The sequence below is a fragment of the Rhizobium sp. BK491 genome, from assembly GCF_014194925.1.
GTDB lineage: Bacteria > Pseudomonadota > Alphaproteobacteria > Rhizobiales > Rhizobiaceae > Rhizobium.
The window spans coordinates 296,699-319,588 of the sequence record NZ_JACIAR010000002.1 but is presented as its reverse complement, the minus strand read 5'-3'; the positions used below and the strand labels follow the sequence as shown (position 1 = coordinate 319,588).

At 60.5% G+C, this 22,890-nt stretch carries 22 protein-coding genes; 11 read left to right on the top strand and 11 right to left on the bottom strand.

Translation table 11 applies throughout. The features are described from left to right. Positions 1-91: 91 nt before the first annotated feature. Complete coding sequence (locus FHX05_RS09415) at positions 92-388, bottom strand: hypothetical protein (RefSeq protein WP_244441434.1); 297 nt, start codon at positions 386-388, stop codon at positions 92-94. 25 nt (positions 389-413) lie between these two features. Next, positions 414-3,155: a DNA mismatch repair protein MutS gene (gene mutS, locus FHX05_RS09410; RefSeq protein WP_183871384.1), complete on the bottom strand. Its 2,742-nt coding sequence runs from the start codon at positions 3,153-3,155 to the stop codon at positions 414-416. A gap of 113 nt (positions 3,156-3,268) precedes the next feature. On the opposite strand from mutS, the gene FHX05_RS09405 reads away from it, so the two are divergent. Together FHX05_RS09405 and FHX05_RS09400 are read left to right on the top strand one after the other, a co-directional pair. Continuing rightward, entirely contained in the window at positions 3,269-5,557 is a 2,289-nt protein-coding gene (locus tag FHX05_RS09405) for an NADP-dependent malic enzyme (protein ID WP_183871383.1), read from the top strand. A gap of 77 nt (positions 5,558-5,634) precedes the next feature. Beyond that, a complete protein-coding gene (locus tag FHX05_RS09400; RefSeq protein WP_183871382.1) occupies positions 5,635-7,044 on the top strand; it encodes an adenylate/guanylate cyclase domain-containing protein in 1,410 nt (469 codons plus the stop codon). Between the two features lie 18 nt (positions 7,045-7,062). Here the strand turns inward: FHX05_RS09400 and FHX05_RS09395 are convergent, their stop codons facing one another. The 5 genes from FHX05_RS09395 to FHX05_RS09375 form a co-directional block, all read right to left on the bottom strand. Then, positions 7,063-7,941: a GNAT family N-acetyltransferase gene (locus FHX05_RS09395; RefSeq protein WP_112336685.1), complete on the bottom strand. Its 879-nt coding sequence runs from the start codon at positions 7,939-7,941 to the stop codon at positions 7,063-7,065. A gap of 231 nt (positions 7,942-8,172) precedes the next feature. Beyond that, positions 8,173-10,461: a PAS domain-containing hybrid sensor histidine kinase/response regulator gene (locus FHX05_RS09390; protein WP_183871381.1), complete on the bottom strand. Its 2,289-nt coding sequence runs from the start codon at positions 10,459-10,461 to the stop codon at positions 8,173-8,175. A 55-nt stretch (positions 10,462-10,516) separates the two neighbouring features. Further along, positions 10,517-11,041: a signal peptidase II gene (gene lspA, locus FHX05_RS09385; RefSeq protein WP_183871380.1), complete on the bottom strand. Its 525-nt coding sequence runs from the start codon at positions 11,039-11,041 to the stop codon at positions 10,517-10,519. Further along, a complete protein-coding gene (locus FHX05_RS09380) occupies positions 11,038-11,898 on the bottom strand; it encodes an RNA methyltransferase (protein ID WP_112399616.1) in 861 nt (286 codons plus the stop codon). Before FHX05_RS09380 ends, lspA begins: the two co-directional genes overlap by 4 nt. Beyond that, a complete protein-coding gene (locus tag FHX05_RS09375) occupies positions 11,895-13,025 on the bottom strand; it encodes a class I SAM-dependent methyltransferase (protein WP_183871379.1) in 1,131 nt (376 codons plus the stop codon). The genes FHX05_RS09380 and FHX05_RS09375 overlap by 4 nt, the downstream gene beginning before the upstream one ends. Positions 13,026-13,137: 112 nt before the next feature. Between FHX05_RS09375 and FHX05_RS09370 the strand changes: the two genes are divergently transcribed. Next, positions 13,138-13,590, top strand: coding sequence for a carbon monoxide dehydrogenase subunit G (locus FHX05_RS09370; RefSeq protein ID WP_183713350.1), 453 nt, complete (start codon positions 13,138-13,140; stop codon positions 13,588-13,590). A gap of 36 nt (positions 13,591-13,626) precedes the next feature. Beyond that, the gene (locus tag FHX05_RS09365; protein ID WP_183713352.1) at positions 13,627-14,085 is read left to right on the top strand and encodes a GNAT family N-acetyltransferase; all 459 of its coding nucleotides are present in this window, start codon (positions 13,627-13,629) and stop codon (positions 14,083-14,085) included. Here the strand turns inward: FHX05_RS09365 and FHX05_RS09360 are convergent. From FHX05_RS09360 to sppA, 3 genes are all read right to left on the bottom strand, one after another. Further along, positions 14,077-14,409, bottom strand: a complete 333-nt coding sequence (locus tag FHX05_RS09360) for a LapA family protein (RefSeq protein WP_112336691.1) — start codon at positions 14,407-14,409, stop codon at positions 14,077-14,079. The two genes, FHX05_RS09365 and FHX05_RS09360, sit on opposite strands and share 9 nt — an antisense overlap. Positions 14,410-14,576: 167 nt before the next feature. Then, positions 14,577-14,885: an integration host factor subunit beta gene (locus FHX05_RS09355; protein ID WP_015338608.1), complete on the bottom strand. Its 309-nt coding sequence runs from the start codon at positions 14,883-14,885 to the stop codon at positions 14,577-14,579. A gap of 26 nt (positions 14,886-14,911) precedes the next feature. Beyond that, positions 14,912-15,868: a signal peptide peptidase SppA gene (gene sppA, locus FHX05_RS09350; protein ID WP_183713358.1), complete on the bottom strand. Its 957-nt coding sequence runs from the start codon at positions 15,866-15,868 to the stop codon at positions 14,912-14,914. A gap of 324 nt (positions 15,869-16,192) precedes the next feature. Here sppA and lptC point away from each other — a divergent pair, with 324 nt between their 5' ends. From lptC to ptsN, 6 genes are all read left to right on the top strand, one after another. Continuing rightward, a complete protein-coding gene (lptC, locus tag FHX05_RS09345) occupies positions 16,193-16,879 on the top strand; it encodes an LPS export ABC transporter periplasmic protein LptC (protein ID WP_112336693.1) in 687 nt (228 codons plus the stop codon). Continuing rightward, positions 16,876-17,526 carry an LptA/OstA family protein gene (locus FHX05_RS09340; protein WP_112336694.1) on the top strand — a complete coding sequence of 217 codons (651 nt, stop codon included), beginning with the start codon at positions 16,876-16,878 and terminating at the stop codon, positions 17,524-17,526. Before lptC ends, FHX05_RS09340 begins: the two co-directional genes overlap by 4 nt. Positions 17,527-17,563: 37 nt before the next feature. Next, a complete protein-coding gene (gene lptB, locus FHX05_RS09335; protein WP_041677789.1) occupies positions 17,564-18,352 on the top strand; it encodes an LPS export ABC transporter ATP-binding protein in 789 nt (262 codons plus the stop codon). Positions 18,353-18,547: 195 nt separating this feature from the next. Then, positions 18,548-20,107 carry an RNA polymerase factor sigma-54 gene (gene rpoN, locus FHX05_RS09330; protein WP_112609373.1) on the top strand — a complete coding sequence of 520 codons (1,560 nt, stop codon included), beginning with the start codon at positions 18,548-18,550 and terminating at the stop codon, positions 20,105-20,107. Between the two features lie 250 nt (positions 20,108-20,357). Further along, positions 20,358-20,933 carry a ribosome-associated translation inhibitor RaiA gene (raiA, locus tag FHX05_RS09325; RefSeq protein WP_015338602.1) on the top strand — a complete coding sequence of 192 codons (576 nt, stop codon included), beginning with the start codon at positions 20,358-20,360 and terminating at the stop codon, positions 20,931-20,933. An 88-nt stretch (positions 20,934-21,021) separates the two neighbouring features. After that, positions 21,022-21,486, top strand: coding sequence for a PTS IIA-like nitrogen regulatory protein PtsN (ptsN, locus tag FHX05_RS09320; protein ID WP_015338601.1), 465 nt, complete (start codon positions 21,022-21,024; stop codon positions 21,484-21,486). A gap of 92 nt (positions 21,487-21,578) precedes the next feature. Here the strand turns inward: ptsN and grpE are convergent, their stop codons facing one another. Then, positions 21,579-22,220: a nucleotide exchange factor GrpE gene (gene grpE / locus FHX05_RS09315; protein ID WP_015338600.1), complete on the bottom strand. Its 642-nt coding sequence runs from the start codon at positions 22,218-22,220 to the stop codon at positions 21,579-21,581. 213 nt (positions 22,221-22,433) lie between these two features. Between grpE and FHX05_RS09310 the strand changes: the two genes are divergently transcribed. After that, a complete protein-coding gene (locus tag FHX05_RS09310; RefSeq protein WP_112336697.1) occupies positions 22,434-22,868 on the top strand; it encodes a GFA family protein in 435 nt (144 codons plus the stop codon). The last annotated feature ends 22 nt before the right edge of the window (positions 22,869-22,890 follow it).

The window sequence follows — 22,890 nt, the reverse complement described above, 5'->3', positions numbered from 1 at the left end:
AACACAGGCATTCTGGGCCTGGTCTTTCCATGATTTCTACCGGGCCAAAGTTGACGAAGCGTGACGGCGATCGACGCAGAAGCCGGCGGTTTTAGGGCCTTGCCGGCTCGATCGCCCGTCTGAGCTCGTTCAAGCTATATAATATGTTTCGCGACTGGGCGCCGATCTGCGTCACCATTTCGCGCTCGCATTCCCAATAACCGGCCTTGGCGATCTTCGAGCAAATATCGGAAATGCGGCTGCAGGACAGCGTAATATCGAGCAGGCCTCGATCGGAGTCACAATCCGGGGGCTCTCCCTCGCCGCAAATCTTGCCGCGCGCAGCGATCGGAGAGAAGCGCTCACCCAGAATGCGGACTTCGGCGAGAAGAACTTCGAGATACATCATATTGCCCTTGGAATATCGCCTGTGGTCAGCTGCTTCTAGTAAGCGTTTTCTTCAGTTCATAGAGCACGTCCAGAGCGGCGCGCGGCGTCAGATCGTCAAGATCCAGCGCTTTAAGCCTCTCCTCGACCTTGGACGGCTCGCGCCGGCCAACTGCCTCCTCCCGGCGGACGGCCACTTGGAAGAGAGGCAGATCATCGATGAGCTGGCTTGCCGGATTCTTGCGGTCGGCGTCTTCGAGGCGCGTCAGGACATCGCGCGCACGCGCCACCACGGAGGCCGGAAGGCCGGCGAGGCGCGCCACCTGAATGCCATAGGAGCGATCGGCAGCCCCCGGCCCGACCTCATGCAGGAAAATGACGTCGCCATCCCATTCCTTGACGCGCATGGTGGCGTTGGAGAGCCGACCGAGCTTTTCCGACAGCACCGTCAACTCGTGGAAATGCGTGGCGAAAAGGCCGCGGCATCGATTGGCCTCGTGCAGATGCTCGACGGCTGCCCAGGCGATCGAAAGGCCGTCGAAGGTCGCGGTACCACGGCCGATTTCGTCGAGGATGACGAGCGAACGTTCCGTCGCCTGATTGAGGATTGCCGCCGTCTCGACCATCTCGACCATGAAGGTCGAACGGCCGCGGGCCAGATCGTCGGAAGCGCCGACGCGCGAGAACAGCCGATCGACGATGCCGATATGGGCGGAAGCGGCCGGCACGAAAGAGCCCATCTGCGCGAGAATGGCGATCAAAGCATTCTGACGCAGGAAAGTGGACTTACCGCCCATGTTGGGGCCGGTCAGGAGCCAGATGGCGCCATCCTTGCCATCGGCCTTCGGTGAGAGATCGCAATTGTTGGCGACGAACGGACCGCCGGCTTGACGGCGGAGCGCCTGCTCCACCACCGGATGGCGGCCGCCCTCGATGGCGAACATGCGGCTGCCATCGACGATGGGTCGGCAATAGGCCTGCTCCTCGGCAAGGAGCGCGAGGCCGGCTGCGACATCGATCACCGACAGCGCGCGGGCGCCGGCCTTGATCGCCTCGGCAGCAGCCACCACGGCCGCGACCATACGGTCGAAGGCCTCGAGCTCTATGGCGAGTGCCTTGTCGGCGGCATTGGCAATGCGGCTTTCGAGATCGGCAAGTTCGGTCGTGGTGAAACGCATGGCATTCGCCATGGTCTGGCGATGGATGAAGCGCGCCTTGGCTTCGCTTGTATCCGTCATCGGACCAGCATTGCCGGCCGTGACCTCGATGAAATAGCCGAGCACATTGTTATGCTTGATCTTCAGCGACTTGATGCCGGTCTCCTCGGCGTATTGCAGCTGCAGGCCGGCGATGACGCGGCGCGACTGATCGCGGAGTGCCCGCACTTCGTCGAGCTCGGCATTCGCCCCTTCACGCAGGAAACCGCCATCACGCTTCAGCAGGGGCAGCTCGTCGGCAAGTGTCGCGGCGAGCATCGCTTCAAGGTCGGCGGGCAAGGCAACGAGCCCGGCCAATGCAGCCTTCAGCTCTTCCGGCAGAAGTGCAGTTCCGAGCATGCGGGCAACGTCGGTTGCGGCTGCCAAGCCCTGGCGGATCGCCCAGAGATCGCGGGGGCCGCCGCGATCGAGTGCCAGGCGCGACAGGGCGCGCGGCATGTCAGGCACATGCTTCAATGCCGAACGCAAATCGCTGCAGAGCGACGGCTCCTCGGTCAGAAAGCCGATCGAATCCAGACGCTCATTGATACGGACAGGGTCAGTCAGCGGCGACATCAGCCGCTCGGCGAGGAGGCGAGCACCGCCGCCGGTCACGGTGCGATCGATCGCCTTCAGCAGCGAGCCATTGCGGTCGCCGGAAAGCGTGCGCACCAGTTCCAGATTGGCGCGGGTGGCGGGATCGATGAAAAGCGTGGAGGCGCCGCTTTCACGCTCCGGCAATCCCAGCGGCGGCCGCTCGGCAAGCTGGGTCTTTTCGACATAGGCGATCGCGGCGGCGGCGGCTGCCAGTTCGGCGCGGGTGAACGTGCCGAAACCATCGAGCGTCGACACGCCGAAGTAACGGGTGATTCGCCCCTCAGCGCTGGCGCTGTCGAACAGCACGGCCGGCTGCGGGACTGCCGTACGGCCAAGGATGTCGAAAACAGGCTTCAATTCCGGATCGTGGAACATGGTATCCGGCAGGATCAGCTCTCTCGGATCGATGCGCAGGATATCGGCGAGCAGCCTTGACGCCTCCGTCTCGGCAAGGCGGAAAACGCCAGTCGAAATGTCGATCCAGGCGAGCGCCAGCTGCGGCTCGGCACCGCCGCGAATGCGTGTCAGAGCCATCAGATAATTGGATTCCGAAGGCGAAAGCAGCTTCTCTTCGGTGATCGTGCCGGGCGTCACCAGACGCACGACATCGCGCCGAACCACCGACTTGCCGCCGCGCTTCTTGGCTTCCGCCGGATCTTCCACCTGCTCGCAGACGGCGACGCGGAAGCCAAGGGCGATCAGCTTTTGCAGATAATCATCGGCGGCGTGAACAGGCACGCCACACATCGGGATATCCTGTCCCATGTGCTGACCGCGCTTCGTCAGCGTGATCCCAAGCGCACGCGAGGCATCGATGGCGTCTTCGAAGAACAGCTCGTAGAAGTCGCCCATGCGGTAGAACAGCAGCGAACCGGGATTGTTCGCCTTGATCTCGATATATTGCTCCATCATCGGAGTAGCCGAGGCGCGGCTTTCCTCCGAGGCAAGCTCGGCGGCCGAGAAAGCATCGATGCTGGCGTTAATACGTTCGTTCACGGAGGTGCAGTTTTTCCAAAAAAATGAGGTGTCACCCTATCCGCGCGCCGCTATAGAAGACAACAGCTATCGGGCAAGAGGGACCGGTCGCCCACAGGAGGTTTGGAGGAACAATGGCTGAGAGCAAGAGCAAGTCGCGTCCGGGAACGGGGATCACCGATCAGGAAGCATTGGACTTCCACAGGAACGGCCGCCCCGGCAAGCTTGAGATCAACCCGACCAAGCCGATGGCGACACAACGCGATCTTTCCCTTGCCTATTCGCCCGGCGTTGCCGTTCCCGTGAAGGCGATCGCTGCCGATCCGGCCACCGCCTACGACTATACTACGCGCGGCAATATGGTCGCCGTCATCTCCAACGGAACGGCCATTCTCGGCCTCGGCAATCTCGGCGCGCTCGCGTCCAAGCCGGTCATGGAAGGCAAGTCGGTCCTCTTCAAGCGCTTCGCCGACGTCGATTCGATCGATCTCGAGATCGACACCGAGAATGTCGACGAATTCATCAATTGCGTGCGCTATCTCGGCCCCTCCTTCGGCGGCATCAATCTGGAAGACATCAAGGCACCCGACTGCTTCATCATCGAGCAGCGGCTGCGCGAGCTCATGGATATCCCCGTGTTCCATGACGACCAGCACGGCACCGCCATCATCGCCGCCGCCGGCCTCATCAACGCACTGGAGCTGACGGGGCGCGACCTCAAGACCACCAAGCTCGTCTGCAACGGCGCGGGCGCTGCCGCCATCGCCTGCATCGAGCTGATCAAGTCGATGGGCTTCAATCCGGAGAACGTCACCCTTTGCGACACGAAGGGCGTGATCTATCAGGGCCGCAGCGAGGGCATGAACCAGTGGAAGTCGGCTCACGCGGTCAAGACCGACAAGCGCACGCTGGCGGAAGCGATGAAAGGCGCCGACGTCGTGTTCGGCCTGTCGCAGAAGGATGCCTTCTCCGAAGACATGATCCGCTCCATGGCCGACCGGCCGATCATCTTCGCCATGGCCAATCCCGATCCGGAAATCACGCCGGAGGAAGTCGCCCGCATCCGCGACGACGCCATCATGGCGACGGGGCGCTCGGACTATCCGAACCAGGTCAACAACGTCCTCGGCTTCCCCTATATCTTCCGCGGTGCGCTCGACGTGCGCGCCACCACTATCAATGACGAGATGAAGATCGCCGCCGTGAGAGCCTTGGCCAGTCTTGCGCGCGAAGACGTGCCGGACGATGTCGTCGCCGCCTATCAGGGCGCAAGGCCGCGCTTCGGCGCGCAATATATCATCCCCGTGCCCTTCGACCCGCGCCTTATCTCGGCTATCCCGGTCGCCGTCGCAAAAGCCGCGATCGAGAGCGGCGTCGCGCGCCGCGAAATAGCAGACATGGCCGCCTATGCGCGCGAACTTTCGGCCCGGCGCGATCCGATCGCCTCGACGCTGGCGCAGCTCTACGAGCGCGTCCGCCGACATCAGAAGCGCATCGTCTTTGCCGAAGCGGAAGAAGAGCAGGTCATGCGCGCCGCCCTCTCCTACGCCAATCAGGGGCTCGGCACGGCGATCCTTCTCGGCCGCGAGGATCTGATCCAGGCGACCGCCGAACGCGCCGGTATCGATCTCAAACGCCCCGGCCTCGAGATCGTCAATGCTCGCATCTCGAAGCGGGGCGATGCCTATATCGATTATCTCTATGCCCGGCTGCAGCGCCAGGGCTACCTGCATCGTGACGTGACCCGCCTGATCCATAACGACCGCAATCACTTTGCCGCCTGCATGGTCGCATTGGGCGATGCCGACGGCATGGTGACGGGCGTGACCCGCAACTATTCGACCGCGCTCGGCGACGTGCGCCGCTGCATCGACGCCAAGCCGGGCCACCGGGTCATCGGCATATCAATCGTGCTTGCGCGCGGCCGAACCGTCTTCGTCGCCGATACCGCCGTGCATGACATGCCGACCTCGGAAGAACTGGCCGATATCGCCGAGGAAGCTGCCGGCTTCGCACGGCGCATGGGCTATGAGCCGCGCGTCGCCATGCTCGCTTACTCCACCTTCGGACATCCCCCGGGCGAACGCTCCGAGCGGGTGCGCGAAGCGGTGAACATTCTTGACAAGCGCTACGTCAATTTTGAGTTCGACGGCGAAATGGCCGCCGATGTGGCGCTGGACCGCAAGCTCATGGAAAGCCTCTATCCCTTCTCGCGGCTATCCGGACCGGCAAACGTGCTTGTCATGCCCGCTTTCCACTCTGCGGCGATCTCCACCAAGATGCTGCAGGAGCTCGGCGGCTCCACCGTCATCGGCCCGCTGCTCGTCGGCCTCGACAAGCCGGTGCAGATCACATCGATGGGGGCCAAGGATTCCGATATCGTCAATATGGCCGCTATCGCGGCCTATGGTGCAGGGTCGTAGACGCTACCTTATGAAATTGAGCCGGCGACCCAACAAAGGTGATGGGCTCCGGCGTCAATTCGGTGTAAAATAGCGAGATGAGTGAGGCTCAGGTCCTGTTCGGAGTGCTGCGCCATTCAGCGCAGCCTGACATTGTCGATGCTATCGAGCGGCTCGTCCTTGAGGCACCCGACCGCAAGCTTAACCGTGTGAATGCGCTCGCCTTCGCTGCCGACCATAGCTTCGATGAAGAGCAGACTATCAATGCCTTCCTGCATGCGTCGCGCCTTGGCCTGTTCGAGATGTCGTGGAATGTTCTTTGCCCCGGCTGCGGCGGGGTATTGGATGCCAATACCTCGCTGAAAACCGTGCAAAGCGACACCTACAACTGTACGCTTTGCGCAGCCGGCTACGAGCCGACGCTTGATGAGATGGTGGAAGTCACCTTCACCGTCAGTCCGCGCGTGCGCCACATAGAAGCGCACAATCCGCACGACCTGCCGCCCCTTGAATATTTCCGTCAGATCTATTGGGGCTCGGGTATCGACCTTCCCGACGAGGGATATGAAGAAAAAGTCGATCAATTCGTTCTGGAATCGCTCGAGCTGCCGCCCGGCGAGAAAGCGGTGATATCGCTTCAATTGCCGGCGGAATTCACCATCATCTTCGAGCCTGTCACGCATGCAGCGCAATTCCTCGATGTGAAGGGAGAGCCGACGAAGGAACGGCAGACCCTCTCAATCGTTTTCGATCGCATGCACCGGCACAGCGAAGCCATCGAATTGCGGCCCGGTCCCTTGCGCATCCAGATGGAGAACCACACGGACCTTCGCGTGCTACCATCGGTCTGCCTGGCCAACGAGGCTCTTCATACGCTGCTTGGACAACGCCGGCCATTTCTGACCGCCAAGCACCTACTTTCCAACCAGACCTTCCGTGACATCTATCGCACGGATACGATCGACATCGATCAGCGGCTGAAGATCACCAGCCTCACCTTTCTGTTCACCGACCTGCGCGGTTCCACGGAATTATACGAAAGGGTAGGCGATCTCGCTGCCTTCGATTTGGTCAAGACCCATTTCGGCATCCTGCATGAGATCGTGGCGGCGGAGGCGGGTGCCGTCGTCAAGACGATCGGCGATGCGGTCATGGCGACGTTCCCGACGCCGGATCGGGCGCTCACTGCGGCGATGCGGATGCGCGAGGCTATGCTCAGCCTCAACAATGAGCGCGGTAACGACGACCTTCTCCTGAAAATCGGCATCCACGAGGGGCCGTGCATCGCCGTGAGCCTGAACGAACGGCAGGATTATTTCGGGCAGACGGTCAATATCGCATCCCGCGTCCAGCATCTCGCCACATCACGCGAAATCTTCGCCACCAGTTCGGTGCTCGATCATCCTCGCGCTGCCGAACTGATGACAAAACGCGGCCTCACGCCGCAATCGCATCATGTCGCGCTTCGCGGCATCACCGATGCGATCGATATTTTTGCAATCCCCTGAGACCTATCTTGAGATTTTTCAGCTTGCGAAGCGACCCGCATCCGCGCCGTAATAATTGACGTAGCGGTCCGAGATGCTGGCGATCGGCAGTACGATCAGCACATCGGTCGTGTTGAAGGCGTGGTCGACAACGGCGTTGGAACCGACCATGGCACCGAGGCGCAGATATCCCTTGATCAGCGGCGGCATCGCCATCAGCGCTTTCTTCGGATTGACGGCTTCGACCGGCATCAGGTCCATGGTCCGGGCGAGCGACGGCAGAGCACCGACGGCCCAGTCATCCTTGGCGACAACATTGTGATAGAGAAAGGACAAGGCGAGCGCGTGCTGTTCCGGCAGGACACCGGGGAAGGAGGCGCAACCGATCATCGCGCCCATGCCGTGCTTCAGCGCATAGGCCCAATTGCCTTGCCACAGCAATTCCACCGTGCGCTTGTTCCGGTATGCCGGCAACACGCAGGAACGGCCGAGTTCCATGAAACGCTTATCGGGATGACGGGCAAGCAGCGCGTCGATGTCGAATTCCGATGACGAATAGAAGCCGCCATTTGCCATGGCCACTTCCTGGCGCAGCAGGCGGTAGGTGCCGACGATCTGGTCTTCCGGATCGCCTTCGATCGAGCGATCCAGCACCAGAAGATGGTCGCAAATGGCGTCCCAGCTGTCGACGTCGCGTTGACGACGCATGGCGTCAGCCGGAAGTTGCGCGTTCATCTCCTCGACGAAAACGCGGTAGCGTACGGCCTGAGCGGCATCGATTTCGCGCGCCGTGCGGGCAAGGCGCGTTTCGAGATTTCCGATGCGTCCGAGCACATCGCTGGCAACCGGCTCAACCGTTGCCTTTGAAGACTGAACCATTTCGCCCTGAGCTTCGCGATTCAAGATTTCGATGGACATGGCGATTCTCCCCCTACGGGCCGATATAGCGCCATAAACCAAATTCGTGCGACAGGAAAGTGACACGCAGCCTTGCTAAATGCAAGAACCGTGCCCATTGCAATTTTTCGAATAGGCGCGCCGTCCCCAACTTAGCGGCGGCAAATGCCACAAGTTGAACCTTCTCGCCGCCCTCTATCGAACATTGATGAGCTGGCTTTCTTGTTCTTCGCTCGAAGATCGAAAATAATTTTAGGCGCGTTCGAAAACCGATCGGGACAGGCCTTTCAGCACTGTCTTCAGCTTCTCTGGATCGACCGGCTTGACGATGACGGCATCGGCTCCGGCCAGAAGTGCCTGACGGCGGATCGAATCGCGGGTGTCTGCGGTCAGCACGACGATCGGCAGCGAAGGAAGGCCATGCCTGCGTTCATGGGCCCGCAACTGCGCAAGTACAGCCGCGCCCGTGCCGCCCGGCATGTTGAAATCCGTCACCAGCACCTCCGGCCGTGTTTCGGGCTTTTCGATGCGGGCTCGAAGGCCATCGAAATCCTCGACGAGGCGGACCCTGTGGCCAGCCTTGGAGAGCATGGCCCGGACCAGCATCGCGTTGACCGGGTCATCCTCGCCCAACAAAATATCGAGCGCACGATCGTCCTCCGCCTCCGGCGTCGTTATGCCGATCTCGGACACCGCCTCGATCAGTGCCTCGCGCCTTTCCATGCCGCGCATACGGCCCCTCAGCACGTCTATCAGCGATTGTTCGCGCAGCGGACGGATGAGCCACGCATCGAAAAGATCGAGCGGATGGGTGTTACGCTCCTCGGGATTGACGAGAAAGATCTTGCGCAGCCGAGGCACCGCAAGCCCATTTCCCTCGCTGAAATACCAGGGCGCCATACGGTGATCGACGATGAGATCCGTCCACACCCCGCCCTCGCCCATCGGGAAGGATGGCAACAGATCATCCATGTCGCCGGGACCGATCAACCGGCAGCGGCCGCCAAGCGTCTGTATTGTTCGCATGATGGCCGTACTTGCCGCGCCTTCGGGGGCAAGCAGCAGGATACGAGAGCCTCTGAGCATGGTATTGCGCCGGTCGTGTCCGTTCTCTCCGGCAACCAAGCCGACCGGGAAGGAGATGACGAACTCGCTGCCCTTGCCGCGCTCGCTGGCAACGCTGAGCCCGCCGCCGAATTCGCGCAGGATGCGGGCTGAGATGGCAAGGCCGAGACCGGTGCCGGCGCTTCTTTCCACCGTGGTGCCGGCTTGCTCGAACTCGCCGAAGACGCGGGCCTGCTCCTCCTCGGTCATACCGGGACCGCTATCGCGCACGGATATCGTCAAATCCCGGCCATCGAGATCGACGCTGACAAGAACGCCACCGGTCTGGGTGAATTTCACCGCGTTGCCGATGACATTGAACAGGATCTGGCGCAACCGAGCGGGATCGAACTCCAAGTTCTCCGGAACATCGGCCGCAACGCTTGCAGCGATTTCTATGCCCTTTTCATGGGCGCGATGGGCGAGCATCTCGATGACGCCTTCCAGCAGCGGCCGCAAAGCCTCCTGCCGTGGATGCAACTGGAAGCGACCGACTTCGATCGTGGAGAAATCCAGGAGATCCTCGACCAGCTGCACCAGCGCGTGGCCCGACTGGCGAATGCCGGTGAGGTAATTTGCCTGCTCCAGGGTCAACGGCGTCTGGGCGAGCAGATGGTTCATGCCGAGAATGCCAGACAGCGGCGTGCGGATCTCATGGCTGACGGTGGCGAGCAGGCGGGATTTGGCGGCGCTGTTATACTCGGCCTTCAATCGGGCGTCTTCGCGCAGGCGCGCAACCTGCCGCTCCTCCGTCACGTCGCGCGCGATGCTCTGTATGCATAATTGCCCAGTCGTCGCATCGCGGAACATGACATCGTGCCAGGCAAAAATGCGCCGCCCCTCGGGCGTTGCGATTTCCGCATCCTGATGCTTCGCGCCGGTGACGGTACGGAATACGAGGCCGGTCTCTTCCAGCGTCAGGCCCTCCGGATGCGGCCTGCCGGTCAATCGGCTGAATGTGGCATTGGCATGCATAATCCGCCGGTCGATGCTGCGTGTGACGGTGATATCACCGAGCGCATCATGGACGGTGGCAAGGAGATTGGCGCTTTCCCTGTGCTCCCACAAGCGATCATGCTCGCTCTCGTTGGCATCGGCGGCGGCAATCTCAGGCTCGCCTGCAGCGCCTCGGGCTTTGACGATGCCGACAGCGGCAAGCGCAAGGGCCACAAGGCCAAACAGGCCCGCGAGCAGCAGCGGACCTCCGGTAAAGCCAATCACCAGAAAGGCTGCCCCAGCGACAAGACCCCCACCATTCAGCCAATGGCCCAGCAACGACCGGGCCTGCGCGAGCGGTGGCGATTGCTGCCCCGCCTCACGCGGTACTGTCGATTTTACAAGCGACGACTCGTCGGCGGCCGGCCCTTCGCTCGGTCCCGTTTGGTCCTGAACTGCCGCGGCGGCAAGCTTTTCCTGCAGATCTGCCAGAGTGCTCATGCCGTCTGGCTATCATGGGCAGTCTTCCCGATGCCTTCAGGGATTCGATAGAATTTTACGCTTTTGCCTTTTTCGGCATGAGAAGCTCGTCGAGAATGACGCAGCCTGCGCCGACGGTGATGAAGCTGTCGGCAAGATTGAAGACGGCGAAAGACCACGTCTGCGTATGAAAGAGGATGTAATCGATCACGTGGCCGTAGAGAAAGCGGTCGAGCAGATTGCCGAGAGCGCCGGCAATGATCAGGGCAAAGCCCGTATGCGCCAGCCAGCGGTGATCGGGCGTGCGTCGCCAGAGCCACAGCACGAAGGCGACGATGACGAGCCGCATTCCGACGATGAACCAGCCATCCATGCCCGACAGCATCGAGAAGGCGACACCGAGATTGTAGGTGCGATAGAGCGACAACATCGGAATGTAAGGCACAGGCCTATCCACCTGCAGGGGAAGCCAGTTATCGACCATGATCTTGATGGCCTGGTCGAGAACGACAGCAACCACGATGAAGATCAGGATCGGCAGGGGCCGCGAAAACAGGGCTGGCTTTGCAGTCGGCTGTTCGTGGGTCTCGCTATCGGTCATCGGGTCTCGCTCAGGGTCAGGATATGGCGGCGGGCCTCGAACAGCATGACTGCCGTCGCGACCGCCAGATTGAGGCTATCGGCACGGCCGGCCTGCGGGATACGGGCGAGCGCATCGGCCTCTTTCGCCAGGGCATCCGGCAGGCCGGACTGCTCGTTGCCCATCAGGATGACGACGGGCTTCTTCTTGTAATCGATGGTGCGATAGTCCACCGCGCCAGCCAGATGGGTGGCGACCACGGAAACCTCAGCCTTCTTCTTCCAGGCCAAGAACTCTTCCGGCGTTGCCTTGACGACAGGAACGGCAAAGACCGAGCCCATGGTGGCGCGTACGGTTTCCAGCGAAAAGGGATCGGTCGTCTCACCGACGAGGATGACGCCGGAAGCGCCGGCCGCATCGGCGGTGCGGATGATCGTGCCGAGATTGCCGGGATCGCGGACGCGGTCGAGCGCTACCCAGGTTTCGCCGGCCTTCGGCTTGACGTCCCGAAGCTGTTGCCAGCGCTGCTCGAAGACGCCGACTACCATCTGCGGATTGTCGCGGCGCGTGATCGAGCCGATGACCTTTTCGCTGACCTCCAGCACAAGACCGCCGGCCGCCACCGTCTTGGCGGCCACCTGTTCGACGAGAGGCTTGCCCTTGGCGGCCTTGGCATAAACAAGCGTGCGGATCGTCCAGCCGAGTTCGAGCGCGTCGATGACGAGCTTCAGCCCTTCGGCCAGGAAGGCGCCGCTTTCCTCGCGGGACTTCTTGACCGTCAGCGCCTTGATGTCCTTTACGATCGGATTGGCAAGCGAGGTGACCTCCTTGACCTGTCCGACCTTGCGTGGACCGTCATTGCGAAAATCCTGGTTCATTTCGGCACCCAGCGGCTGAAGAGAGAGGTGGAAAGCGCCCTGCCCGGCGTGCGGCCGTCAAGGCCGGCCTCGCGGATGACCAGCTCGCCGGATTCGACCACGCCGCCGGCGCCGCGCATGGTCTCGCGCATCAGCTCATGGATCGAGTAGAAGCTGGCGCGGATGGAATAGGCCGTCAGCACGAGGCCGAGCGCCTTCGGCGACAGGATTTCGCGGCAGATATCGAGCATCAGCGGCAGATGTTCGAATAGATGCCAGACCTCGCCGTTCGGGCCCCGGCCAAATTTCGGCGGGTCGGTGAGGATGATGTCGTATTTATTGCCGCGCCGCTCTTCGCGGAGGATGAACTTCATTGCATCCTCGCAGATCCAGCGGATCGGCAGTTTTTCCATACGGCCCAAGGCCTGGTTTTCCCGCGCCCAGCCGATCGCCTTCTTGGAGGCGTCGACATGGGTCACTTCTGCGCCGGCAGCGGCTGCCACCAGGGAGGCGACGCCGGTATAGCCGAAAAGGTTCAGGACCTTGAGCGGCCTTTTCGCCGCCTCGACCTGCTCCTTCATCCAGGCCCAGTGCACGATCTGCTCCGGAAAGACCCCGACATGTCGGAAGGCGGTGAAGCGGCCGAGGAAATCGACGCCGAGCAATTGCAGCGGCCAGGTCTCGCCGAGCGCTTCGCGCGGAAAGCGCCAGCGGCCCATGCCGTCCTCATCGGTATCGCCGGTGAAGATCGCATCGGCATTGTCCCAGACATGCGCGGCGAGCGATGGCGGCCACAGCGCCTGCGCTTCGGGCCGCACGATGCGATAGGGACCGTATTGTTCGAGCTTGAGGCCATTACCGCTGTCGATCAGGTGGAAATCGCCGGCGCCGAGTGACTCGAGGATCACCGGCACGCGCTCCGTCGGCCTCTCGCCGGTTCGCGCAATCAGCGGACGTTCCGGCGCTGTGGAAGCGGTCGCCGCATCGCGCGGCTCGGTCACCCGCTCGCCATGATCACGCGAAGGCTTGGCTGGCCTCGAAGCATGCGCGGGCTTTGCCGGCGGCTTGCCGGGCATATCACGCCGGGGTTTTGCCCCGAGACCGCCCGCACTTTTCTGGCCGGGCCGGCTTTCCCTATGTTTCACCATACTTGTCTCAAAATTGATATGTGCGTGCAAATAGCATCTGGCCGCCACTTGGCAAAGCGCTTTCCGATCTGCGATGATCCATGCACAAAATGTCACATTGGGAGGATTGCGCATGGACATGACCGGCGAGGAGCGGATCGCAGCACCCAGGGACGCCGTATGGGCGGCACTGAACGATCCGGAGATCCTCAAGCGATGTATCCCGGGATGCCAGAGCCTGGAAATGATCTCGCCGACGGAACTGACCGCGACCGTAAAGCTGAAGATCGGCCCGGTTTCCGCCTCCTTCAACGGCGAGGTCAAGCTTTCCAACATCAACGCACCGGAAAGTTACACGATATCAGGCGAAGGAAAGGGCGGAATTGCCGGTTTCGCCAAGGGCGGCGCAGACGTCGTGCTCAAGGAAGACGGCGACGAGACCATCCTGCAATACGAGGCGAAGGCGCAAGTCGGTGGCAAGATCGCACAGCTCGGTTCGCGGTTGGTCGATTCCAGCGCCAAGAAGCTGGCACAGCAGTTTTTTTCCGATTTCACCGCGGCGATCAATGGCCAGTCCGGCGACTGATTGCCGAGCGCATATTTGGCGCCCATATAGTCGATCATGACATTGCAATCTCAGACATGGGCCATCCGGCCCGCACGCGAACAGGATATGCAGACGCTCGCGGAGATTTACCTCCAGGTCCGCCGCGAGACATTCCGCTGGGTCGACCCCGATCGCTTTACACTGGAAGACTTCGCCACTCACACGAATGGCGAGCGACTGTTCGTCTGCGAAGATGAGCATGGAACGGTCGCCGGCTTCGCCGCGATTTGGGAGCCGGACGACTTCATCCACATGCTCTATATCCTGCCGGCCTTCCAGGGCCGTGGCGCGGGCAAGGCCCTGCTTGCCGCACTGCCGGATTGGCCAGGGCGCCGCTATCGGCTGAAATGCCTGGTCAAAAACATCCGCGCCATGGCGTTCTACAGGATGCTCGGCTTCGAGATCATCGGCGACGGCGCGTCGCCGGAAGGGGATTATAAAGAGATGCGGCTTGGCGATGCCGCTTCACTTTGACGGCAGCTGCCCGGCGATCTCTTCGGCGCGCGTGCGATGCTTGTCCGCTTCAGCCTGCCAGCGTACCGCTTCTCGCGACTGGTTACGCGCGCGCTTGCGATGCTTTCCCTGATTAACCCAAGTGACCGCGGCACCGACGATCATGCCGAGGATCAGCGCCACAAACAACAGCACGAACAGGGGCGCATTCAACGACAGCACCTGATCCTCCGGCCGAAAGGGATTGAGCGCCAAAGTGACGGATTGCCTGTTGGCAACGCAGAATATGATGAGGATGATGCCGAGCGGCAGCAATATCAGCAGATTGACGATCTTCTTGGCCATTGCGCAGCTCCTTTATCCGCGGCCATGAGTGCCACGCACCCAAGCCACCTTCAGCCGCAGAATAGAAAAGAGGCGGCTGAATTCAAGTGCCACCGCGTCGCGGCACAATCATGTCCTACAACTATTTTCGTCGGCGCATTTGGGGAAACTCGGCCGGAACGGCCCGATCAGTTGTCGTCTTCCTCATCGTCGCCGGCGCCCGGATTCAGGCGCTCGCGCAATTCCTTGCCCGTCTTGAAGAAGGGAACCCATTTTTCCTCGACGAAGACGGTATCGCCGGTGCGTGGGTTGCGACCAGAGCGTGAAGGCCGGTTCTTGACGGAAAAGGCACCGAAGCCGCGAAGCTCAACTCGGTTTCCCGCTGCGAGCGCATCGGTGATCTCATCCAAGACAGCATTGACGATATTTTCGACGTCGCGGTGATAGAGATGCGGGTTGCGGGCGGCAACAATCTGCACCAGTTCCGACTTAATCACAGCTATCCCCTTAAATCATTGATTTATCAATTGGCTGCACCCTGCCAAACAGAAAGCAGGCCGTCAAGAAACAACTTATCGGTCATGATTTTCTGGAGGCTCTCTCCTTTGATAAAATCATCATAACCGAGGCGATTTAGCAACCAGGAAGCGGCACCCGGCCAAAAGAAGGACGAAGTTTTGTCTTCCGGCTTCCAATCGACGATCGGCAGGTCCTTCTTGACCTTGCGCGTTTCGAGATAGGCTAGGATTTCTTCCTCGCCGCCGAGCGTGTCGATCAGCTTGTTCTGCAGCGCCTGGCGGCCGGTGAAGATGCTGCCGTCGGCAAGCTTCAGTACTTCGTCGCGCGGCAGTTTGCGGCGCTCGGCAACCAGATCCACGAACCAGGCGTAGCTGTCCATGACCATATTGCGGATCATGTTCTTGGCGTCTTCGCTGGCGGGATGGAAGGGCGACGGCTCGGCCTTCAGCGGCGCCGACTTGATCTCGTCGAGCGAAACGCCGACCTTGTCGAGCAGATCCTTGACCTGCGGGTACTGGAAGATGACGCCGATCGACCCGGTGATGGAGGTATCGCCCGCAACGATATCGTCGCCGGCCGTCGCGATCATGTAGCCAGCCGAGGCTGCGACGGTACGAATGTCCGACACAACCGGCTTCTTGGCGGCGACCGCGCGGATCGCCTTGAAGATACGCTCGCCACCATAGGTCGTTCCGCCCGTCGAGGAGATCGACACGATCAGCGCCTTGACCTGGTCATTGTCGCGGATCTTCTTCAGCCGCTCCAGAAGTTCCGGATCGTCCTGAATGAGCCCGGAAATCTTGACGCGGGCGATCTGCGGACCGCGCGCATCGGGCAGATCGGCAGAGACGAAGCGATAAAACGCAAAGCCCAATGCCACCAGGAGCAAAACGGCAACAATGCGCCAGAAACCAAGCTTGCGGCGCAATTGTCGCCGATCCGCGATTGCAGAACTATCCATCACGCCTTATTTCTCCCCGCAACAAATTGAAAGCGCTACAAACCGGATGTATGACACCTTGAAACGGGCACAATCCTCAGAGAAAAGCGTTTCCCGTTTTCGATGTCGTCGGCGGGACGTCGCTCTGTCGTTCATCAGATAGGACATCGCCCGACCTGATGAAACCGGCCGATGGCATATTTTTCTGCTAAAATTCGCCCATGGCAGGAAAAAATCCATATTGGCAAGCCAGTGCAATAATGCGAAACGATCCGATAGGCTTTTTGGCACAGCCTCGCATAGCGTGAATGCGGTTTTCCGGATCATAGAAGACGGACCAGTTGCATGCTCAATACGATCGAGCCCCCCGGCGAGGCAATGCGCTCGGTGCCGGAACGGAACGCGTATAAAGACGCGATTTTCCACTCTAACCGCGTGAAGCGGCTGAGAGTGCTGTTGCCGCTTGCCGCCGTCGTGGTCTCGCTCCTGTTTATCGTCGTCTCGGTCATCCGTGCCTATCTGCCCGCCGACATCCGGATCGAGGGTGCCAAGATCGAGGATGGCAAGGTGGTCATGGAGCGCCCTGCCATATCCGGCCGCAACAAGGACGGCATCAGCTATTCGCTGCTTGCCGAAAAAGCGCTGCAGGATATCAAGAACCCGAATATGATCACGCTCAAGACCATCAAGGCATCCATGCCGGTCAATACGGATGTGATCGCCCACGTCACGGCCCAAAGCGCAGATTTCGATCGCCAGGCCGATACACTGAAGCTGACCGAACCCTTCACCATCATTATGGACAACGGCCTGCACGCAGAATTCAAGACCGCCTTCCTGGACGTGAAGAAGGGAGACCTTTCTAGCCAGGATCAGGTCGCAATCAGCCGAGGCGGTATGTCGGTTGTTGCGCGTTCGCTCAAGATGACGGATAAGGGGAGCGTAATCGAATTCGACGGGCAGGTTCGGATGAACATCGAACCCGCCACTTCCCATAATTCAGATAGCCAACAGAAGCCGGGCGGTTCATGACAAAGTATTGGCCTAATTCAATTTTCAATTCCGGCTTGCGCAAGGCAGGCCTTCTCTGTGCCTTTGGCGCCGCAGCATTCTTCGCCGCCGCCGAGGCCGGCGCACAGTCGACGACCAGTTCGATGCCGGGCCTTGCCCTTTCCAAGGATCAGCCGATCCAGATCGAAAGCGACAAGCTTGAGATCCACGACCAGGAAAGCCAGGCCGTCTTCACCGGCAACGTCAAGGTCGTGCAGGGCACGACGACCATGCAGGCCGGCAAGATGACGGTCTTCTACAAGAAGAAGCAGGCGGGTGACGCCAAGCAGCCCGACAATCCGGTCGCGAAGGCCGCCAAGGAACAGAACCAGTCGCTGGTGTCTGGCGATGCCAACATCGACCACATTCTGGTCAACGACAAGGTCTACCTCGTTTCCGGAACGCAGACGGCGACGGCGGAGGACGGCTCCTTCGACATGACCAACCAGCTTGCCATCCTCAAGGGCAAGAAAGTGGTTCTGACTGACGGGCCGAACGTTTTCACCGGCTGCCAGCTTACCGTGCACATGGCGACAGGCGAAGCCCAGTTGGATTCCTGTGGCGGCCGCGTCCAGATCCAGCTCGACCCGAAGTCGCAGCAAGTGCAGCAACAACAAAAGAAAAACTGATACCGGTCCCCTCGTGACGACATCGACAACCTCCACCTTGCCCGGCGTGCCCGGGCCGTCTTCTGCGGCATCCGGCGCACCGGCCGCCGACAAAGCACGCTATAAAGGCACGCTGATCGCCCGCGGCCTCACCAAGACCTACGGCAGGCGTCGCGTCGTGAATGGCGTTTCGCTGGTGGTACGGCGTGGCGAGGCTGTTGGCCTGCTGGGGCCGAACGGCGCCGGCAAGACGACCTGCTTCTACATGATCACCGGGCTGGTGCCGGTCGATGAGGGCACGATCGAAATTGACGGCAACAACGTCACGTCGATGCCGATGTACCGCCGTGCGCGGCTCGGCGTCGGCTATCTGCCGCAGGAAGCCTCGATCTTCCGCGGCCTGACCGTGGAAGAAAACATCCGCGCCGTGCTCGAGGTCCATGAAAAGGACAAGACGAAGCGGGAGCGCAAGATCGACGAATTGCTGGAGGAATTCCACATTCGCAATCTGCGCACGGTGCCGGCGATCGCACTTTCGGGCGGCGAACGGCGCCGCCTCGAAATCGCCCGTGCGCTGGCGACCGACCCGACCTTCATGCTGCTCGACGAGCCTTTCGCCGGCGTCGACCCGATTTCGGTCGCGGATATCCAGAACCTTGTGCATCATCTGACTGCACGCGGAATCGGCGTGCTGATCACGGACCACAATGTTCGCGAAACGCTCGGCCTGATCGACCGTGCCTACATCATCCATGCGGGTGAGGTGCTGACCCATGGCAGGGCGAACGATATCGTCAGCAACCCTGAAGTACGCAAGCTGTATCTGGGTGACAATTTCAGCCTCTGATAGGCTGAAATGCCATCTTCCGATCCGCCAATATTAGCGGATGCTACCGCGCGCCGGAAATTTACTTCGGCTTCACAGTTCCGCTTGACCAAATCCAATAAAAAAGCAATTTTTGGGCCAGTTGGAATTTCGCGAGAATTTTAGTGATAAAAGACGCGGATTCCCGAGGAGTTCAAGGGGAGTCCCGCGTCCGCCATGGCATTATCGGCCAATCTTTTCCTGCGCCAAAGCCAGAGCCTGGTGATGACACCGCAACTGATGCAATCCATCCAGTTGCTGCAGATGACGCATTTCGAGCTCACCCAATTCATCGCGCAGGAAGTCGAGAAGAATCCGCTGCTGGAATTTGCGTCAAATGACGAGGATCTAGGCAGTACCAGCGACCGTGAGCCGAAGGACGAACGGTTTGAGACCATGGAGGAAACCCATGGCGAAGATGGCTCCGAACGCAATGCCGGCGACCTTGCGAGCGACTGGTATGAGAGTGACAATACCGGCAATGCCAACCGGCTGAGCGACGAGCTCGACACCAATTTCGGCGATATCTTTCCTGATGACGGTAGCCCGCAGCGCGCCGATGCGCCGGAGCTGCTCAGCCAATGGAAGTCCATGCCAGGGGGGGAAGCCGGTGAGAGCTATGACCTGGACGATTTCGTCGCCGGCCAGGTGTCGCTGCGCGATCATCTGAACGAACAGATCCCATTTTCGCTTCCCGCCATGGCCGATCGGCTGATTGCCCAGCATCTTGTCGACCAGCTCGACGACACCGGCTATCTGCACGCCGAGCTCAACGAAACGGCCGAACGGCTCGGCACCACGCTTGCCGATGTGGAACGGGTTCTGGACACCCTGCAGCAGCTCGATCCTCCCGGTGTCTTTGCCCGCTGCCTCAGCGAATGCCTGGCGATCCAGCTTCGGCAGAAGGATCGCTTCGATCCCGCCATGGAGCGGCTGATCGAAAACCTTGAACTGCTCGCGCGGCGCGATTTTGCGACGTTGAAGCGGGTCTGCGGTGTCGATGAGGAAGATCTGCTCGACATGATGACGGAAATCCGTCAGCTCAACCCCAAGCCGGGCAGCGGTTTCGAGACCGAGATATCGGAGGCGATCATGCCCGATATCGTCGTGCGTCCCTCTGCGGACGGGAGCTGGCTGGTGGAGCTCAATCCCGATGCGCTGCCGCGGGTCTTGGTGAGCCAGTCCTATTTCGCCTCCGTCACCAAGACCAGCCAGGACCACGCCTTCCTATCGGAATGCCTGCAGAACGCCAATTGGCTGACCCGCAGCCTGGACCAGCGCGCCAAGACGATCATGAAGGTGGCAAGCGAGATCGTGCGGCAACAGGACGCGTTCCTGCTGCATGGCGTCGACCATCTGCGGCCGCTCAACCTGAAAACTGTGGCGGACGCCATCAAGATGCATGAATCGACGGTCAGCCGCGTGACCTCGAACAAATACATGCTGACGCCGCGTGGTCTGTTCGAGCTCAAATATTTCTTCACGGTTTCGATCGGCGCCGTCGAAGGCGGCGACAGCCATTCCGCCGAAGCCGTACGTCACAAGATCCGTCTGCTGATCACGAACGAGAGCCCGGATGCGGTTCTGTCCGACGACGATATTGTCGATACGCTGAAGAAGGGCGGGATAGAGCTTGCTCGCCGCACGGTTGCAAAGTACCGGGAAGCCATGAACATCCCCTCCTCCGTGCAACGGCGCCGGGAGAAGCGGGCTTTGGCCAAAGTTTCCGGTTTCTGACGGGCGGCTACCCTCAACCACAGGCTGCCGAACTCCTAACAGTCCGTTAAGACGCAGTTGACTTTCCCATGCGGCAGGGCTAGAAGCCCGCCGCAATCGCTGCAGGACAGCACGACCATGAAACTTATCCCCACCATCCAAAAGGCGGTCGATATACGCAATTTGCCTTTGACTGCGTGAAGTGCTTGGATGAGCTTGAGGCTTGGCGTAAACTGATACGCGCAATAACCACTACAAGAAGGGAAACTCCATGAGTGTGCGTGTCTCCGGTAAACATATGGAAATTGGTGACTCCTTCCGCCAGCGGATAGAAGACCAGATCGGTATGGCCGTGACCAAATACTTCGACGGGGGGTATTCAGGTCAGGTAACTGTACACAAGTCCAGTTCGCGCTTCGCGGCCGATTGCAAGCTTCATCTCGATAGCGGCGTGGTATTGCATGCTGCAGGCGAAGCCATGGACCCGCAGCTTGCTTTCGATGCAGCATCCGAGCGCATCGAAAAGCGCCTGCGCCGTTACAAGCGCAAACTCAAGGACCATCAGGCCGGCAACCATGTGAACGGGCAGGCGGAAGTCGCCTATACGGTCATGGACGGCATTCCAGATGACGATGAGGAAATTCCTGCCGATTTCGCGCCAGCGATCGTCGCAGAAAGTACGAAGCAATTGAAGACCATGTCGGTGGCGACTGCCGTGATGGCACTCGACATGACCGACGAACCGCTGCTGCTCTTCCGCAGCCCCGGCAACGAGCACTTGAACATCGTCTACCGCCGTCAGGACGGCAACATTGGCTGGATCGACGCAGCCAATATCAAAGGCTGAGAATAGAAGATAAGCGGCGGCCGCGCATCATCGCAGCTGGCCGCCGCTTGCCCGTCATCGGTTCTCGGCGACACGAAGGATAAAGAGAATGGCATTGGCAGATTTGCTACAGCAAGATGCGATCATCCCCGCCTTGAAGGCAAATTCCAAAAAACAACTGCTTCAGGAGTTGGCCGCCAAAGCTTCCAAGCTGACCGGATTGCCCGAGCGCGAAATCTTCGACGTCGTACTGCAGCGCGAGCGCCTCGGTTCCACCGGCGTCGGCAACGGTATCGCCATTCCCCACGGCAAGCTTGCCAGCATCAAATCCATCGCCGGCATTTTCGCGCGCCTTGAAGCGCCTGTCGATTTCGAGGCGCTGGACGACCAGCCCGTCGATCTCGTCTTCCTGCTGCTCGCACCCGAAGGGGCCGGCGCAGACCACCTGAAGGCGCTCTCGCGCATCGCCCGCGTTCTGCGGGACCAGGATCTCGTCGCCAAGCTCCGCGCCACCGATTCCGCCTCCGCCATTTACGCGTTCCTCAACGAGGAGCAGGCATCCAACGCCGCCTGACGGCTTGGATCGCATCGGACCAAGGCAAAAATAAGAGCCGGACGATCAGAGATCGTCCGGCTCTTTCTTTTATTGGTGTGCCCGAAAGAGGATCAGGCGTCTTTTTCATCCAGCGGACTGTTGGCGCCCTGCTCGGCATTTTCGACAATCTTCGGGCCACCCTTGGCAACGCCGACCATGGCCGGGCGCAGAACGCGATCGCCAATGGCGAAACCTGCCTGCACGACCTGAACGACCGTGTTGTTCGGCACCTCGGGATTGGGCACTTCGAACATGGCCTGATGGAAATTGGGATCGAACTTCTGTCCGATCGGTTCGAGCTGGCGCACGCCGTGACGCTCGAGAGCCGACAACATCGAACGCTCGGTCATCTCGACGCCTTCGATCAGCGTCTTAAGGCCGGCATCGGCGCCGGCGCGTGCCTCAGCCGGGATGGCATCCAGCGTGCGGCGCAGATTGTCTGCCACCGAGAGCATGTCGCGGGCAAAGCTTGCCACGGAATAGGACTTTGCATCCTTCACATCGCGCTCGGTGCGGCGACGGAGGTTGTCCATCTCGGCAGCCAGGCGAAGATACCGATCGCGCAGTTCGCCGTTTTCGGCCTTCAGCAGCTCAACCGGATCTGGCTGGGACGGCTCGGCCGCATCTACGGTTTCCGCTGCATCCTGCGCGAAATCCGCTGACGTGTCAGCCGCCGTGGCGTCAGGTCCGGTTTTTGTTGTTTCGTCGGTCATGACGGTCTCCGAATTGCTTGGTCTTTGGATGTGCCCGATATCGAGGTTTGCTCGGAAAAAATCAAGGCTTTGTCGAGAAGAACAGCCAATTCACGGCTTTGCGATGACGGCAATACCTCTCCCTGCTCATTGCTGCCGCTTGTGACATCGGCTGTTCAGCCCTCCCTACCAGTGGTATTCTAAAATACATCTCAGCACAGCGAGGTGAGATCAATGTCTAATGGCAAATCCCTTTCAGGCAAGTGTTTCTGTGGCGCGGTGGAAATCGCAGTCGATGGCGAGCCAATGGCGATGGGCTACTGCCATTGCGACTCCTGTCGGGAATGGTCGGCAGGGCCGATCAACGCCTTCTCGCTCTGGCCGCCGGAAGCCGTGCACGTCACCAAAGGCGCGGACAAGATCGGCAGCTACCAGAAGACCGAGAAGAGCGTGCGCAAGTGGTGCACGGTCTGCGGCGGTCATCTTCTGACGGAACATCCGCCGTGGGGCGTGACCGATGTCTACGCGGCCGTCCTGCCCGACCTCGATTTTCAGCCTGGCGTGCATGTCAACTACGAGACGACGGTGCTGCATCTGAAGGACGGGCTGCCGAAGCAGAAGGACTTGCCAGCCGAAATGGGCGGATCGGGAACCTTGCTTCCCGATTGACGGCAGCAGCTAGAGTGGTTCA